Annotated in this window: 14 protein-coding genes; 1 reads left to right on the plus strand and 13 read right to left on the minus strand. The window is 40.3% G+C overall.

What is annotated here, in order from left to right:
• Positions 1 to 12: 12 nt before the first annotated feature.
• The 6 genes from H2677_RS15170 to H2677_RS15195 form a co-directional block, all read right to left on the minus strand.
• Complete coding sequence (locus H2677_RS15170) at positions 13 to 636, minus strand: class I SAM-dependent methyltransferase (protein ID WP_004956771.1); 624 nt, start codon at positions 634 to 636, stop codon at positions 13 to 15.
• Between the two features lie 96 nt (positions 637 to 732).
• A complete protein-coding gene (locus H2677_RS15175) occupies positions 733 to 1,398 on the minus strand; it encodes a pseudouridine synthase (protein ID WP_004907202.1) in 666 nt (221 codons plus the stop codon).
• Between the two features lie 180 nt (positions 1,399 to 1,578).
• Complete coding sequence (locus H2677_RS15180) at positions 1,579 to 2,031, minus strand: hypothetical protein (protein WP_004966988.1); 453 nt, start codon at positions 2,029 to 2,031, stop codon at positions 1,579 to 1,581.
• A gap of 572 nt (positions 2,032 to 2,603) precedes the next feature.
• Positions 2,604 to 3,491 (minus strand): DMT family transporter, encoded by an 888-nt coding sequence (locus H2677_RS15185; protein WP_099949534.1) that lies wholly within the window; start codon positions 3,489 to 3,491, stop codon positions 2,604 to 2,606.
• A gap of 155 nt (positions 3,492 to 3,646) precedes the next feature.
• Positions 3,647 to 4,612, minus strand: a complete 966-nt coding sequence (locus tag H2677_RS15190) for a carbon-nitrogen hydrolase family protein (protein ID WP_212638861.1) — start codon at positions 4,610 to 4,612, stop codon at positions 3,647 to 3,649.
• A gap of 82 nt (positions 4,613 to 4,694) precedes the next feature.
• Positions 4,695 to 5,510: a helix-turn-helix transcriptional regulator gene (locus tag H2677_RS15195; RefSeq protein ID WP_212638862.1), complete on the minus strand. Its 816-nt coding sequence runs from the start codon at positions 5,508 to 5,510 to the stop codon at positions 4,695 to 4,697.
• 68 nt (positions 5,511 to 5,578) lie between these two features.
• Here H2677_RS15195 and H2677_RS15200 point away from each other — a divergent pair, with 68 nt between their 5' ends.
• The gene (locus H2677_RS15200; protein ID WP_042893579.1) at positions 5,579 to 5,938 is read left to right on the plus strand and encodes a DUF962 domain-containing protein; all 360 of its coding nucleotides are present in this window, start codon (positions 5,579 to 5,581) and stop codon (positions 5,936 to 5,938) included.
• Positions 5,939 to 6,003: 65 nt separating this feature from the next.
• On the opposite strand, the gene H2677_RS15205 is transcribed toward H2677_RS15200, so the two are convergent.
• The 7 genes from H2677_RS15205 to H2677_RS15235 all read right to left on the minus strand — a co-directional run bounded on the left by H2677_RS15205 (position 6,004) and on the right by H2677_RS15235 (position 14,344).
• The gene (locus tag H2677_RS15205) at positions 6,004 to 6,582 is read right to left on the minus strand and encodes a DUF4126 domain-containing protein (RefSeq protein WP_004956784.1); all 579 of its coding nucleotides are present in this window, start codon (positions 6,580 to 6,582) and stop codon (positions 6,004 to 6,006) included.
• Positions 6,583 to 6,707: 125 nt separating this feature from the next.
• On the minus strand, positions 6,708 to 6,851 hold the full coding sequence (locus H2677_RS15210; protein WP_004665293.1) for a zinc ribbon-containing protein: 144 nt from the start codon (positions 6,849 to 6,851) through the stop codon (positions 6,708 to 6,710).
• A 154-nt stretch (positions 6,852 to 7,005) separates the two neighbouring features.
• Positions 7,006 to 8,820, minus strand: coding sequence for an NACHT domain-containing protein (locus H2677_RS15215; RefSeq protein ID WP_212638863.1), 1,815 nt, complete (start codon positions 8,818 to 8,820; stop codon positions 7,006 to 7,008).
• Between the two features lie 77 nt (positions 8,821 to 8,897).
• Positions 8,898 to 11,504, minus strand: a complete 2,607-nt coding sequence (gene acnD / locus H2677_RS15220) for a Fe/S-dependent 2-methylisocitrate dehydratase AcnD (RefSeq protein ID WP_212638864.1) — start codon at positions 11,502 to 11,504, stop codon at positions 8,898 to 8,900.
• Positions 11,504 to 12,661 (minus strand): bifunctional 2-methylcitrate synthase/citrate synthase, encoded by a 1,158-nt coding sequence (gene prpC / locus H2677_RS15225; RefSeq protein ID WP_004907222.1) that lies wholly within the window; start codon positions 12,659 to 12,661, stop codon positions 11,504 to 11,506. The genes acnD and prpC overlap by 1 nt, the downstream gene beginning before the upstream one ends.
• A gap of 98 nt (positions 12,662 to 12,759) precedes the next feature.
• A complete protein-coding gene (prpB, locus tag H2677_RS15230) occupies positions 12,760 to 13,641 on the minus strand; it encodes a methylisocitrate lyase (RefSeq protein ID WP_004956800.1) in 882 nt (293 codons plus the stop codon).
• A complete protein-coding gene (locus tag H2677_RS15235; RefSeq protein ID WP_004956801.1) occupies positions 13,634 to 14,344 on the minus strand; it encodes a GntR family transcriptional regulator in 711 nt (236 codons plus the stop codon). The genes prpB and H2677_RS15235 overlap by 8 nt, the downstream gene beginning before the upstream one ends.
• Positions 14,345 to 14,523 lie beyond the last annotated feature (179 nt).

The following is a 14,523-nucleotide window of genomic DNA, read 5'->3' on the forward strand; positions in this document are numbered from 1 at the left end:
TTATTCCTTGTTTTATTTTTTTCGCAAGAGTAGATAACTAAACTTCTGTTCATTTCCCGCTGGGGTGATATGAACTTCTTTCCCCTCTTCCACCACATCAAATGCAGATTGTCCAAAGAAATGTATCAGCTCTTGTGTACTGTAGCGTTGCACAGGCAAACCACTACACTTCAATGCTCCATCTTCTGCAAAGGTTGAGATCACTAGATAACCACCTGATTTCAGCGCAGCAGTTACTTTTTGCAAATAACGCTGCTGATCGTTGTGCTCTGTCAAAAAATGAAAAACCGCCCGATCATGCCAAAGATCAAATTGATGATCTGCAAACTCAACCTCGACTATATTAGCAATAAGCCATGTCACTTTGTTGGCAAGTTCTCCCAAGCGTACCTGACTTTTTTGTAACGCAGCCTCTGCCAAATCTAAAACTGTGATGTGTTTAAAGCCTTGTTCTAAAAGCTGATCAACTAAAACCGAGGCGCCACCCCCAACATCTATGATTTCTGCCTCAGGGTGCAGTTGCGCTTTTTGGATCAATCGCAAGGAGGTTGAAGCCTGAGCTTGGAACCAACTGACTTCTTTGGGATCTTTGGTGGAATAGATGGTTTGCCAATGCTGGGTTAATGGTTGACTCATCGGACATCTCACAAAACATTATATATTTTTATAATCTATTATAAATCCATCCACATGCCTAGCTTAGCTACACTTCATTTCACCTTAACTTACATTTTAAAATGGAATCACCGATTTAATTTCAACGAGATGTTGTTGTAAAGGATGTTGAAAAGACAAGAATGCAGCATGCAACGCCATACGTTTTAAATGAAATTTGGCAGGCTCAGGATGATAAAGTTTATCGCCCATGATTGGATGTCCAATATGCATCATGTGCACACGAAGTTGGTGTGAACGACCTGTAACGGGTTCTAGTCGCACACGACTTTGATCAGTTTCAGCTTCGTAATCCATCAATTGAAACAGTGTCTTGGCTTGCTTACCCAACTCGAAATGTACGATTTGACGTGGACGATTTTCCCAATCTGTAATCAATGGGACATCGACACTACCTTCAGCCTGAATTGCACCTTGTACCAAGGCCTCATAATATTTTTTGACGGTACGCGCTTGAAACATTTTACTCACGGCGACCTCTGCATCACGATGCTTAGCAAACATCAGTAAACCTGAAGTGGCCATATCTAAACGGTGCGTTACTTTAGCTGTTGGATGGAGATCCAATACACGTAAATACGCGCTGTCATGATGTTCTGGTAATCGCCCCATCACGGACAATAAGCCTGCAGGTTTATTGACCACGACCAAATCCTCATCTTCGTACATGATCTCAAGCGGTTCTTGGGGAGGTTGGTAAATAAAATGATCGTTTAAAGGCATAGGAAGCAAACAGATTGAATCAAGCGAGCAGATTATAACGACAACGGATAGAAAATCGACCCATTCAAAAAAATCACAACCAGCGGCTCGCTATTTTTTATTTGGTTTATCTAAAATAAAAACCCTGAATAAAATGTCTTTATTCAGGGTTTATTCGATTGTGTTCAGGAAGATTAAAAGTTAAGACGCTGTCTTCATCGGTTTATTTAAGCTGTCACGATAAAGTGCTTCTAACTCCTCAACCTCGCCATTCATAAACGCGATGAGATATTCTTTGGCACGGTTCAGTGTCAGGTGATTAAAGGAAATCGTATCTTTGGCTTTGCGGGTGACCAATCCAAATACATCCTTTCTCGAAATCAGAACAGGAATATCACTATCCAATTTAAATTCAAGTTGCTGGGATTGAGCATAGGCATCCAAAATGATACGGACACTTTGTCCTGTATATTCATTCGTTACGATAAAACTGGTGCTTGTACCATCCAGTTGTAACTGACGGACCATTTGTTGTCGCCATCCCATTTCATCAAACTTACGAATGATCGTCTCTGCGTCAAACATACCCAAATGAGCAGCATCATTTCTGTTGGTTTGATGGGGATAACGTATTTTCAGATCGAACTCGTTCATTATTTTTCTGACCTATTCCAGTATGATCATATTTTGATTTTTCGCTTTTAATGGCATTATATCACTTTGTTTTTTAATATAAAAATCTCGACTTCTATTCATATTTTTTGAATTTAAAGATGTGTTTCACATTCGAATTTGCTTTTATTGATCTAGTATTTATTATTTTTAATGTTTTCGTCATATTCTGTTTAGATTAATTTTTTAGGGTATCAAGGGAAAACATGTTGTTTACTTCAACACCTATGACTTTGTAAGCCATAACCTTTGCCTATAAACTTTTGATCTATAGCGTCCTAAGCCGAATCGAGACCTTTTGGGTTCGTACACACTTGCTTTATAAGCGTCGGTGCATGCTACTCTTTTCGATCCCTTTCACACCCTTGAGACATAGTTTAGGCAGATCGGGATGGGATTGTTTTCCTAAAAAATGGTATTTTTCGCCACAAATGAAATAGTTTTGCATACCAGATTATAAAATCAGAATTATTTCCCATCCCAACAAATAATAACTAATTTAAATTCCGATATATTCAAATTTACATGTGTATTTTTTCATGAGCTTATAAAATTTAAGCCCAAATCACCATAATTGCAGCCACGATCACCAACCACAAACCCAAATGATCAGTTCTCGCCAATTTTTCCTTAAAGAAAAATGCAGAGATCAATAAACTAAATAAAATCTCGACCTGACCCAGTGTTTTCACGATTGCCACGGTTTGCATACTCATCGCACTAAACCAACCCAATGAAGCAAGAAAACTACAGACACTCACTTTGAAAGTCAGTCCAAGACGTTGCCACATTTTGTATAAAGTCTGACGACTGAAGATACCAAGATATAGCAACAAAATGATGCACTGAAAACTGATTAAGCTACACAGCACCCATGCGGCACGATGTAGAAATGGCAACATGCCCAACTCTAAACTTGCTTCACGTACCAACAATGAGGTGATGGCAAAACACAAACCACTGCCTAAACCGATCATCAATGTTTTCATTGAAAGTTCAGTATGTTGTCGGCCTTTACTCAGTAAAAATACCGCGACTGCACCAATCGAAACACCCACCCAGCCCCATGCTGTTAAATGCTCTTGTAAAAACAGTACACCGACCAATGCCGCTAAAATAGCTTCACTTTTGGCGAGTCCGACCCCGATGGCATAATTCTTTTGTTGAAATAATTTGACCATTAAAGCCGTTGCATAGATTTGGCTAATCCCTGCGATCACCACATAGAACCAAAATTTATTAGAAAAACTAACTTCAACACTGACAGGCTGCTGAGCATAAAGAATGACGATATAACTAAAAGCAAAGATCGGTGCAAATAGAAAGCGTGCCAATGTCGTGCCATAAACATCGACTGTGGTGCTGAGTTGTTTTTGAAATGCATTGCGCCACGCCTGCATAAAAGCAGCCATCAAGGTAAATAAAATCCAAGTAAACGCCATCATCAACCATGCACACTCAAAATGTGGGTGTAATTTACTCGCTTGAAGATGATTTTTCGAGCTTTGATTGAGAAAAATACTGTCTTTGAAACTCAGAAGCGATGGGTAAGATCACCATGCCATCGCTGTTTGTTGAATGAGAAGCTAGCTTTAGTTTACTTCAACTGTTTTTGCCAAGGAAACTTTTTCAGGCGATGTCTTACACGATACATCAGTCCGCCATGAAGATTGCCGACATGCCATGCTAATTTTGAAGTCAGCGTCATGTCAGGAATCCAATAACTAGATGCTAAAGGTTCGACAGGTTTAGGGTCAGCCAATTCAATTTCTGCGGCGATAAAGCCCTCACCATCGGCTAAACTCATACGCGCTAAAACATTTCCAGCAGCATCACAAATCTGCGTTTCGCCCACCATTTCAGTTAACCATTTGACATAAGGTAACAACGGCATATCACTCAGGATTTCGCCGACATGAGCGGCATGCACTACGGGAATACCTGTTAAACGTGCCATTTGCGCAGGTAGTGCTTCACTTTGTTGTTTATAAATTTCATGTTCACGACGCATCCAAGTACCCAACAATCCATACCAATTTATCGGCATCGAATACCAACACATTCCACCTAAAATCAACTGTGCATGTTGTTCTCGAACACGCTTGGCGGTACGGAACCTTGCCCACTCCCAACCTGAGAGCAATGCAACCTTACAGTTCAAGCTACTTGAATCCACAACTCCATTATCCGAACCACCGCGATAGAAATTTTGCTCCCATGCAGTTGGAATATCTTTGTCATGCAGATGATAATCGCCATTCTGCTCCACCATGACATAAGTACCATAGGTATGCCCGTCACGAATTGCCACGAAGCCCCCTGTGATCACCACATTCAATTGCTTGGCTAAGCGAATTAAAAGCTGTAAGGGCTGACCCTGTAATGGTTGTGGTGTCAAGAAAGCTTGTGGTGAATAGACATTTGGAGAAGTCATCGACTCAGGAAGTACGATCACATCAGGCGTATGCTCTTGATATGCCGCTAAAATCAATTGTTCGAGTTTTTTTAAATTTGCTTCAACCTGTCCTAACTGCAATGCAGGCTGAATGGCGACGATTTTCATATCTATCATTCTTCTGAGTGTTCATGAAAATCTTAGCATCGAATCTTAGAAATACTTTGACCGAACTCTTTCAATGCTTAGTTTATTTTTCGGTAGCATCATCGCTGATAAAAATCGTATTGGCTTTCAACATCGACGGCGCAAAATCCACCATACGACGTAAAGTTCGGGTGAAATGAGCTTGATCAGAAAAGCCTGATTCAACTGCTATCCCAATCAAAGTTTTGCCCTGCATCCACAACTTGATGGCATAGCGGATACGCAACCACAAGATATATTGCCGCATGGAAAGTCCGAGTTGCTGACTAAACAGATGCATCAAGCGTGACTCTGATAGTCCAACCTGTAGCGCAACATCAGCGATAGTTGGAATTTGATGAGGCACACAGCGTTTGATGTAATCACATGCCAGTTGAATCCGTTGATCCCATGGTAAAGCCAATAATGGCTGAGGATTGAGTGCCAATAACACATCCATCAGCAATTGCTTTACTTGTTCTAAGCAGAGTTGAGCAGTCATCAATTGCTGAAACTGTTTTTGAAAAGATTGAAGTCGATCAGCAGATAATGAATTAAATGTCTGTCCATTCAATAAAGGATGCAGATAAGCATAAAGCACATGATCAGGATCGATCAGAATTGCAATATAAGGTTGATTCTGTGAATCGGTACTGTGGCTAATATTGGGTGCCATCACCACAATTTCATGATAGCGGGTAGGTTGATCTTCAACAGCCAATGCAAAAGCAGTGCCCAAACCAATTTGTAATAGTGCTGGAAAATGCGCGTGTGCTTTATTCAAATGATCTTGAGTCACATACACAATCACGCCATCCCACGCATAGACCAAGCTTTTATGCGGTGTGATCGAGTCTAATTCCGTATGTTGAGATAGCATATTCGTTCAAGACCATTTCGGTTGGAGTGTTCAAAATGAAGACGACTTTAAACGAAAGGAATAGTCGTATGTCTCACAATACTCAAGAACTGATGAAAAACAATACTGTGCAGATGGAAGCCAGTGAAGTTCGTTATAAAACCCTTGCTGAATTTTATCCTTTTTATCTTTCGCAACATGAAAATGCGACTTGTCGTCGTCTGCATTTCGTGGGGACAAGCTGCGTGATTGGTATCGCTGCTGCATCTGTTGCAACTGGAAATGCCAAATTACTTTGGGCTTTGCCTGTAGTCGGATATGGCTTTGCGTGGGTAGGTCATTTCTTTTATGAGCATAATAAACCTGCAACCTTTAAGCAGCCATTCTTTAGCCTCGCCTGCGACTTTATTATGTATAAAGATATCTTATTAAAACGTGTGAAGTGGTAATACACATAGGAAACTTAGATTATAAAATTTGCTCTAAGTTTCCTGATTGTACTGAATTTAAAAACTCACGATGTTGAATGACTGATCTTTTCTTGCTTTTTTTGGCTCACCCAACGTGCGACCACAATCACGAGAATAATCACAAATACCGTAATCACAACAGGCATCACAAATGCCAAGATCGACAAGACAATCGAGCCAATCAACTCACCTGTTGCCACTACAAAATTACCCAGTCCACCAGTGGTTGCTGTTGAGACACCTCGTGCAGCGACCGTACTCATTTGCACCACACCTGCTGTTCCGCCACCCACGATCAGCGCGGCTGCCCACGTTGCAAATTGTGACATTTCTCCACTACTGACTGCCATCGTACTGAGTGTGCCTGCCACTACAGCAGCAGGCGTGGCAATGGTATCCAAGAGATTATCGACCCACGGCACATAGTAAGCTGCGATTTCACAGATGGTTGCAAATCCAAGTGCCGCGCATACAGCAGGGATCGCTAACCATTCAAAACCTTTTGCAGGTTCATACCAGCCCATCAGGGTTGCAATGCTCATCACCAATAAAGGAACAAAGACACGAAAACCACAGGCTGCGCTTAATCCTACGCCGATACAAAGTCCTAAAATTGTTTCCATCTGGGTTTTCCTTATTTTTGTCAGATATCGCTATCTTGTTATTTCATATTTTACAGTAACAAAAAAGCCCTATCGAGTGACAGGGCTTTCATCAAAACAGTGGGTAACTGTTTGGTGTTTGCGGCTTAGGCATTCTTACTGTTGAATTGATTGCCAAGGCATTTGGTACACGGAGGTAAACGATCAGTACCAATTTCTAAATAGGTGCGATGTCCGCATTGGACACAAAAATAGAAGCCAGTTCCAGGTCTTTCGCCAGCAGTAACCATCTTTGTTCTCCATAGATTTTAGAAATGGTTCATATACTATAGCGTGATAGTTTTGATTATTTATTGACCTTTCTGACGAATAGTGGTGTCGGAAAGGTGAAATTTAAACTCTAGGTTAGTAGAAAGAATCTTTCTAGATTTAATTAGCTATATTTTAACCATCTAAAATTAGTGCTGCTATATCAACGTCTTGCTTATCATTTTTTTTATTAATAAAATCAACCATATATTCTAAGAAATTAATATTCCTTACAATAAAATCGGTTGCATTTGCTTTATTAACTAAATCTATAATATGTGGATCAATAACTTCATATTCCACCAAGCTAATATCCCCATTGTTAATAATAAAATCAATTAAATCCTCTTCATATTTTTTATTATCTTCTGACTTTTCTTTATAATTTTCCTTACAATACTCTGCAAATTCATTATCATAAAGTTTATTAAAAAACAAAAAAAACTCTGCATAATTTGATGGATTTCCCATACCAAAGCCTATAAGAACTTCCCCATCATCATTTTCCACTGTAGTAATTGATGAGTAAATTTTATTTAAAAGTAAAATATCTTCATCAATAACACTTTTAACCTCCGAAAGAATATATATAGATTTCTGAATAATCCATTCCTTTTCTAATATAGCAGGATTCATATCAAAAACCATACCTAATACATTATCTCTCCAGTTCACATTAAAAATTTTCTCAAAAAGCTCAAATTTTTTATTGCTAATCTTATTTACTAAGAATTGAGCAGTAAAATATTCTTGAAAAGATCGATGGGTGAAAGTGAAACCTAGACCATCTCTTTGTAATATACAAACAGAGTCAAGTAAATCATTTAAAAAATCCTTAGCAGTAGTTTTTGAAGCAGAAATAGCTATGGAATCATCAAGAAACCTATTTATTTCATTTTCTCCAAAAGAGTATGATCTATCACAATAACTCAATATACAAAAAGCCTCTAAACAACGTTTAAAATCATCTAAAGGCAATTGAGAAAAAGACTTCCTCTTATACATACTTTTTAATGAATCATGCTTATTAAAAAGAGTTAAAAAAGCTTGCTCATAAAATAAATGTATCTTATTTGGTATTTCTGCTATTTGTTCATAAGTTAAAAGCATCATTGTCAATAGTAATGGATTTGCAGCAAAACTAGTATGAGAATCATATAATTTCTTATCTAACTCACTTAAAAATGATGCTTTAACCTGTCTATCATAATCCAGCTTATTAATCAAAGTTAGAGCTTTATTTTTATCAAGCTCTAAAATCCTATATTGATAAAACTCCTCCCAAGAAGAAAATCTATTATCAAAGCGACTAGAGATCAACATTCTTATACCATGATAATTATTTGATAAATGCAATATCTCTCTTTCAATTTTTTCGCGCTCTTCACTATTAACTTCATCAAATCCATCCAAAACAATCAAAACCCGTCCTAATTTAAAGGCGTAATCTAATTGTTCTTTATTAAATAATGGATTTATAGAAATCATGGTATTTAATATAAAATTATATATAGACTTATCAGGAGAACTATTAATATGTCTTAGCTCAATAAAAATTGGAAAGATACCAATTGGCTTCTCTATTAGTTCAATAAATAGACTTTTACAGAATGTTGATTTTCCACTACCTGCATTCCCCAAAATAATTAATCTTTTACTACCCTCTATTTCTTCAATAAAATTATGTTCATTAACTATTTTTGAACTAATCATCAGATCAGTTCTGACGTAAAAATCTTTTATATTTACAGGCATTTCTCTATACAAAAGTGTTTTAGTTTTCGAATATCTTTCATAGTTTCTTTCTAAATATTCTGAAAAACATAAATTAAATGACACTTGAATTTTGTTATTAGCTTCTTTAGTTAACCTCTTTAACCCATTAAATATTGGTAAGGTAAATTGCTTAATTAATTCAGAGACAAGATTTTTAAGTAGTTCTTCTTGCATAATATTCTCAATATAAAAAACCCCATCATCAAGATAGGGTTTTTTTTAAACAATATCAATTACTTTTAGCTAAAGTATTAAGCCACTTGACCTTCTAAAAAGTCTTGCGCAAAACGCTGAAGTACACCGCCCGCTTCATATACAGAAACTTCTTCTTCTGTATCTAAACGGCAAGTTACAGGCACTTCAAGAATTTCTTCTTTACCATCAGCAGTTGAACGTTCAATCACTAAAGTCAAAGTCGAACGCGGTGAGATATTACCAATCACGCTATAAAGCTCAGTACCATCTAACTTCAACGTTTTACGGTTCACACCTGGTTTAAACTCAAGCGGTAACACGCCCATACCGACAAGGTTAGTACGGTGAATACGCTCAAAACCTTCAGCCACGATCGCTTCAACACCTGCAAGACGAACACCCTTCGCTGCCCAGTCACGGCTTGAACCTTGACCATAATCCGCACCCGCTACAATGATCAACGGTTGCTTGCGGTTCATGTAAGTTTCAATCGCTTCCCACATACGCATCACTTCGCCTTCAGGCTCTACACGCGCTTTTGAACCTTGTTTAATCGTGCCGTCTGAACGAACCACCATTTCATTAAACAATTTCGGGTTGGCAAATGTTGCACGTTGTGCGGTCAAATGGTCACCACGATGTGTCGCATATGAGTTGAAGTCTTCTTCAGGTACGCCCATTTTGTGTAGGTATTCACCCGCAGCCGAATCCATCATGATCGCATTTGAAGGCGATAAATGGTCAGTCGTGATGTTATCACCCAAAATTGCAAGCGGACGCATGTTGGTCAAAGTACGTGGTGCAGCCAACGCCCCTTCCCAATACGGCGGACGACGGATATAAGTACTCATTGGACGCCAGTCGTAAAGTGGGCTTTCCGCTTGCTCAACTTCACCGAGGTCAAACATTGGAATGTAGACTTTACGGAATTGTTCAGGCTTCACAGCTTCTTTTACCAGTGCATCGATTTCAGCATCAGATGGCCAGATATCTTTCAGGTAAATTGGATTACCGTCTTTGTCTGTACCGAATGAGTCTTTTTCGATGTCAAAACGAATTGTCCCTGCAATCGCATACGCGACAACAAGTGGAGGCGATGCCAAGAACGCTTGTTTTGCATAAGGATGGATACGACCATCGAAGTTACGGTTACCCGAAAGTACCGCTGTCGCATACAAATCACGGTCAATGATTTCTTGTTGAATCACTGGATCAAGCGCACCTGACATACCATTACAGGTAGTACATGCATACGCCACGATACCAAAACCAAGTTTCTCTAGGTCTTTGAGTACGCCAGCTTCTTCAAGATAAAGTGCAGCCGCTTTAGAACCTGGTGCAAATGATGATTTCACCCAAGGTTTACGTACTAAACCAAGTTCATTGGCTTTACGTGCCAATAGACCTGCTGCCACCGTGTTACGTGGGTTTGAGGTATTGGTACAAGACGTGATCGCAGCAATGATGATCGCGCCATCAGGCATTAAACCATCAGTACGGTTTTCAACAACACCTGCGATACCTTTTTCTTTCAAGTCAGCAGTAGATACACGTGCATGTGGGTTTGATGGACCTGCAATGTTACGAGTGACTGTTGAAAGATCAAAACGAAGTACGCGTGGATACTGTGCTTTGGTCATATCTGATGCCCAAAGACCGATTTCTTTTGCGTATTGCTCAACCAATGCCACTTGTGCATCTTCACGACCTGTCAGGCGTAAATAATCAATCGTATTTTGGTCGATGTAGAACATCGCAGCCGTTGCACCGTATTCAGGTGTCATGTTCGAGATAGTTGCACGATCACCAATCGACATGGTGTCTGCGCCTTCACCGAAGAACTCAAGGTATGCACCAACGACACGTTCTTTACGCAAGAATTCAGTGAGTGCCAATACGATATCAGTCGCTGTGATGCCTGCTTGACGTTGACCGACAAGCTCAACACCGATAATGTCTGGAAGACGCATCCAAGATGCACGACCCAACATCACGTTTTCAGCTTCTAAACCACCCACACCCACTGAGATCACACCAAGTGCATCCGTATGTGGTGTATGTGAGTCTGTACCTACGCATGTGTCTGGGAACGCTAAGCCATCACGATTTTGGATCACTGGAGACATTTTCTCCAAGTTGATCTGGTGCATGATGCCGTTACCCGCAGGGATCACATCGACATTTTTAAATGCGGTTTTCGTCCACTCGATAAAGTGGAAACGGTCTTCGTTACGACGATCTTCTACTGCACGGTTTTTTTCAAACGCGTCAGGATCAAAGCCGCCATATTCCACTGCCAAAGAGTGATCCACGATCAACTGCGTTGGAACTACTGGGTTCACTTTAGAAGGATCGCCACCTTTGTCAGCAATCGCATCACGTAAGCCAGCAAGGTCGACGAGTGCGGTTTGACCTAAGATGTCATGACATACCACACGTGCAGGATACCAAGGAAAATCCATGTCCTGACGGCGTTCAATCAATTGCTTTAAATAATCAGTTAAGTTTTCTGCATCAGCTTTACGTACAAGCTGCTCTGCCAACACTTTAGATGTGTATGGCAAAGTTTCATATGCGCCTGGCTGAATATCTTCAACGGCTTGACGCACGTCATAATATTCGAGCTGGGTACCTGCCAGCGGTTTACGGTATTGATTTGTCATTAACCACGCTCCGCCAATGGTTTAAATTCTAAGTTTTCAGGGCCAGTATAGTTCGCGCTTGGGCGAATGATCTTGCCGTCTTGACGTTGTTCAATCACATGTGCTGACCAACCTGCTGTACGTGCAATCACGAATAATGGAGTGAACATTGCTGTTGGAACACCCATCAAGTGATAGCTCACCGCGCTGAACCAATCCAGGTTCGGGAACATGTTCTTCACTTCTTTCATCACTGCTTCTAAACGTTCAGCAATGAGGTACATTTTGGTGTTCTCTTGAGCATCTGCAAGATCACGCGCCACTTTCTTGATCACTTCGTTACGTGGATCAGAGATGGTATAAACAGGGTGACCAAAGCCAATGATCACTTCTTTTTTCTCTACACGGCTACGGATGTCTGCTTCTGCTTCATCAGCGTTGTCATAACGTTGTTGAATCACGAATGCAACTTCGTTCGCACCACCATGTTTTGGACCACGCAACGCACCAATACCACCTGTAATTGCTGAGTACATGTCTGAACCTGTACCTGCAACAACACGTGAAGTAAATGTAGAAGCGTTGAATTCATGCTCTGCATACAGAATCAAAGAGGTATGCATGGCTTGAATCCATTCTTCAGATGGCGCTTCACCATGAAGTAAATGGAGGAAATGCGCAGCGATTGAGTCATCATTCGTTTCAACTTCGATACGACGACCGTTGTTGCTGAAGTGGTACCAATACAACAACATTGAACCCAAGCTTGCCATCAATTTATCAGCGATATCTTTCGCACCTGCTTCATTGTGGTCTTCATGTTCAGGCGTTAAACAACCTAGAACTGAAACGCCTGTACGCATCACGTCCATTGGGTGTGCAGATGGTGGTAACTGCTCAAGTGCAGTTTTCAATGCTGCTGGTAAGCCACGAAGTGCTTTCAGTTTTGCTTTATAGGCTTTCAACTCAGCTTTGTTTGGAAGTTTGCCATGTACAAGCAAGTGCGCAACTTCTTCAAATTCGCTACCCACTGCAAGGTCAAGAATGTCATAACCACGATAGTGCAAGTCATTACCACTACGACCCACTGTACAAAGTGCTGTGTTACCTGCAACTTGACCACTTAACGCAACTGATTTTTTTGGCTTGAAGCCTGTTGGAGTTTCATTACTGCTCATAACATTGTCCTTTTTTATATCTTTGGGGTAAAACTTATAAAGTTCTTAATCTCCCTAAACCCCTCTTTCCAATGAGGGGTTAGGGGAGATTGTTTGACTTATTTATTCTTCGCGAAAGTTCCATCTAGGTATTGTTCAAACGCATGGTAGTTAATGCGTTCATACAATTCTTGACGGGTTTGCATGGTGTCAACAACGTTCTTCTGTGTGCCTTCTTGACGCAAAGTCACATACACATTTTCTGCTGCTTTGTTCATCGCACGGAATGCTGAAAGTGGATACAACGCAATGCTTACATCCGCAGAAGCCAACTCTTCAGTCGTGAATAATGGTGTAGAACCAAATTCAGTAATGTTTGCTAATACTGGAACTTTAGTCAGGTCAGCAAATTGCTTGTACATTGCCAATTCAGTGATTGCTTCAGGGAACAACATATCCGCACCAGCTTCAATATACGCACCTGCACGATCAATTGCTGCTTGTAAGCCTTCAACTGCAAGTGCATCAGTACGCGCCATAATCACAAAACTTTCATCGGTACGAGCATCAACAGCAGCTTTAATACGATCAACCATTTCTTGTTGGGTCACGATCGCTTTGTTTGGACGGTGGCCACAACGCTTTGCGCCCACTTGGTCTTCGATGTGCATTGCTGCTGCACCGAACTTAATCATTGATTTAGTGGTACGTGCAATGTTGAATGCTGAAGCACCAAAACCGGTATCCACATCAACCAATAATGGTAAATCACAGACATCAGTAATACGGCGTACATCCGTCAATACATCATCAAGGTTACTAATCCCTAAATCAGGTAAACCTAACGAACCTGCTGCAACACCACCACCTGACAAATAAATTGCTTTATAGCCTGCACGTTTTGCTAACAATGCATGATTGGCGTTAATCGCACCCACCACTTGTAATGGTTTTTCATTTGCGACCGCGTCGCGGAATAGCTGACCAGCAGATTTAGCCATGTTGATGTTCTCCTTGGGTTTGCAGCAATGTTTGCTCAACAATTTTGTAAGATGCATTGATGTGACGGTGCATCAGCATTTCGGCAAGTTCACCGTCACCTTCTGCGATCGCATCTAAAATGCGGATATGTTCGTCCCAAGCTTTGCTCGGTCGATTTGGGGTGTTTGAAAATTGAATTCGGTACATACGGATGAGGTGATACAGCTCATCACATAACATTTTTTCTAAGGTTTTATTACCACTGCTTTTGATAATGCAGTAATGGAAATCGTCTTGACCTTCTTGTAGGTAATAACCCTTACCTGCTTTAAAATTTTCATCTTCAGCATGCATTCGCAACACATCACGCAATGCCAAAATTTGTTTTTTATCAATATGCTGTGCAGCCAACTTACAAGCTAAGCCTTCAAGTGAAGCACGAATTTGGTAAAGTTCTTTAAATTGTTGTAGAGAAAGAGAAACAACTCGCGCGCCAACATGTGCCGTACGCTCAACCAATCGCTGCCCTTCGAGACGATGAATCGCCTCGCGCAATGGACCACGACTAATCCCGTAAATACGCGCTAACTCAGGCTCAGAAATTTTACTGCCCGCAGGAATTTGTCCTAATACAATCGCCGATTGAATTTGCTTAAATACGTGTTCCGTCAGAGTAATACTCTGACTCGTGCTGATGGCTTGAGGAACAAGGGTATCTTGCATATTGTCGACAATCTCTACAGTTTTGATGATTTTATAACGGGATAATAGAAATAATGCAATAGGATTGTCGACAATAAAATAGACCTGTGCAGTCAGTCAGACATTTTATCCATTCTGATTAGAATCATTCAAAACCGTCATAAAAATCACAATAATTATAAATAAAACAAATATTTATG

The organism is Acinetobacter junii (assembly GCF_018336855.1).
GTDB lineage: Bacteria > Pseudomonadota > Gammaproteobacteria > Pseudomonadales > Moraxellaceae > Acinetobacter > Acinetobacter junii.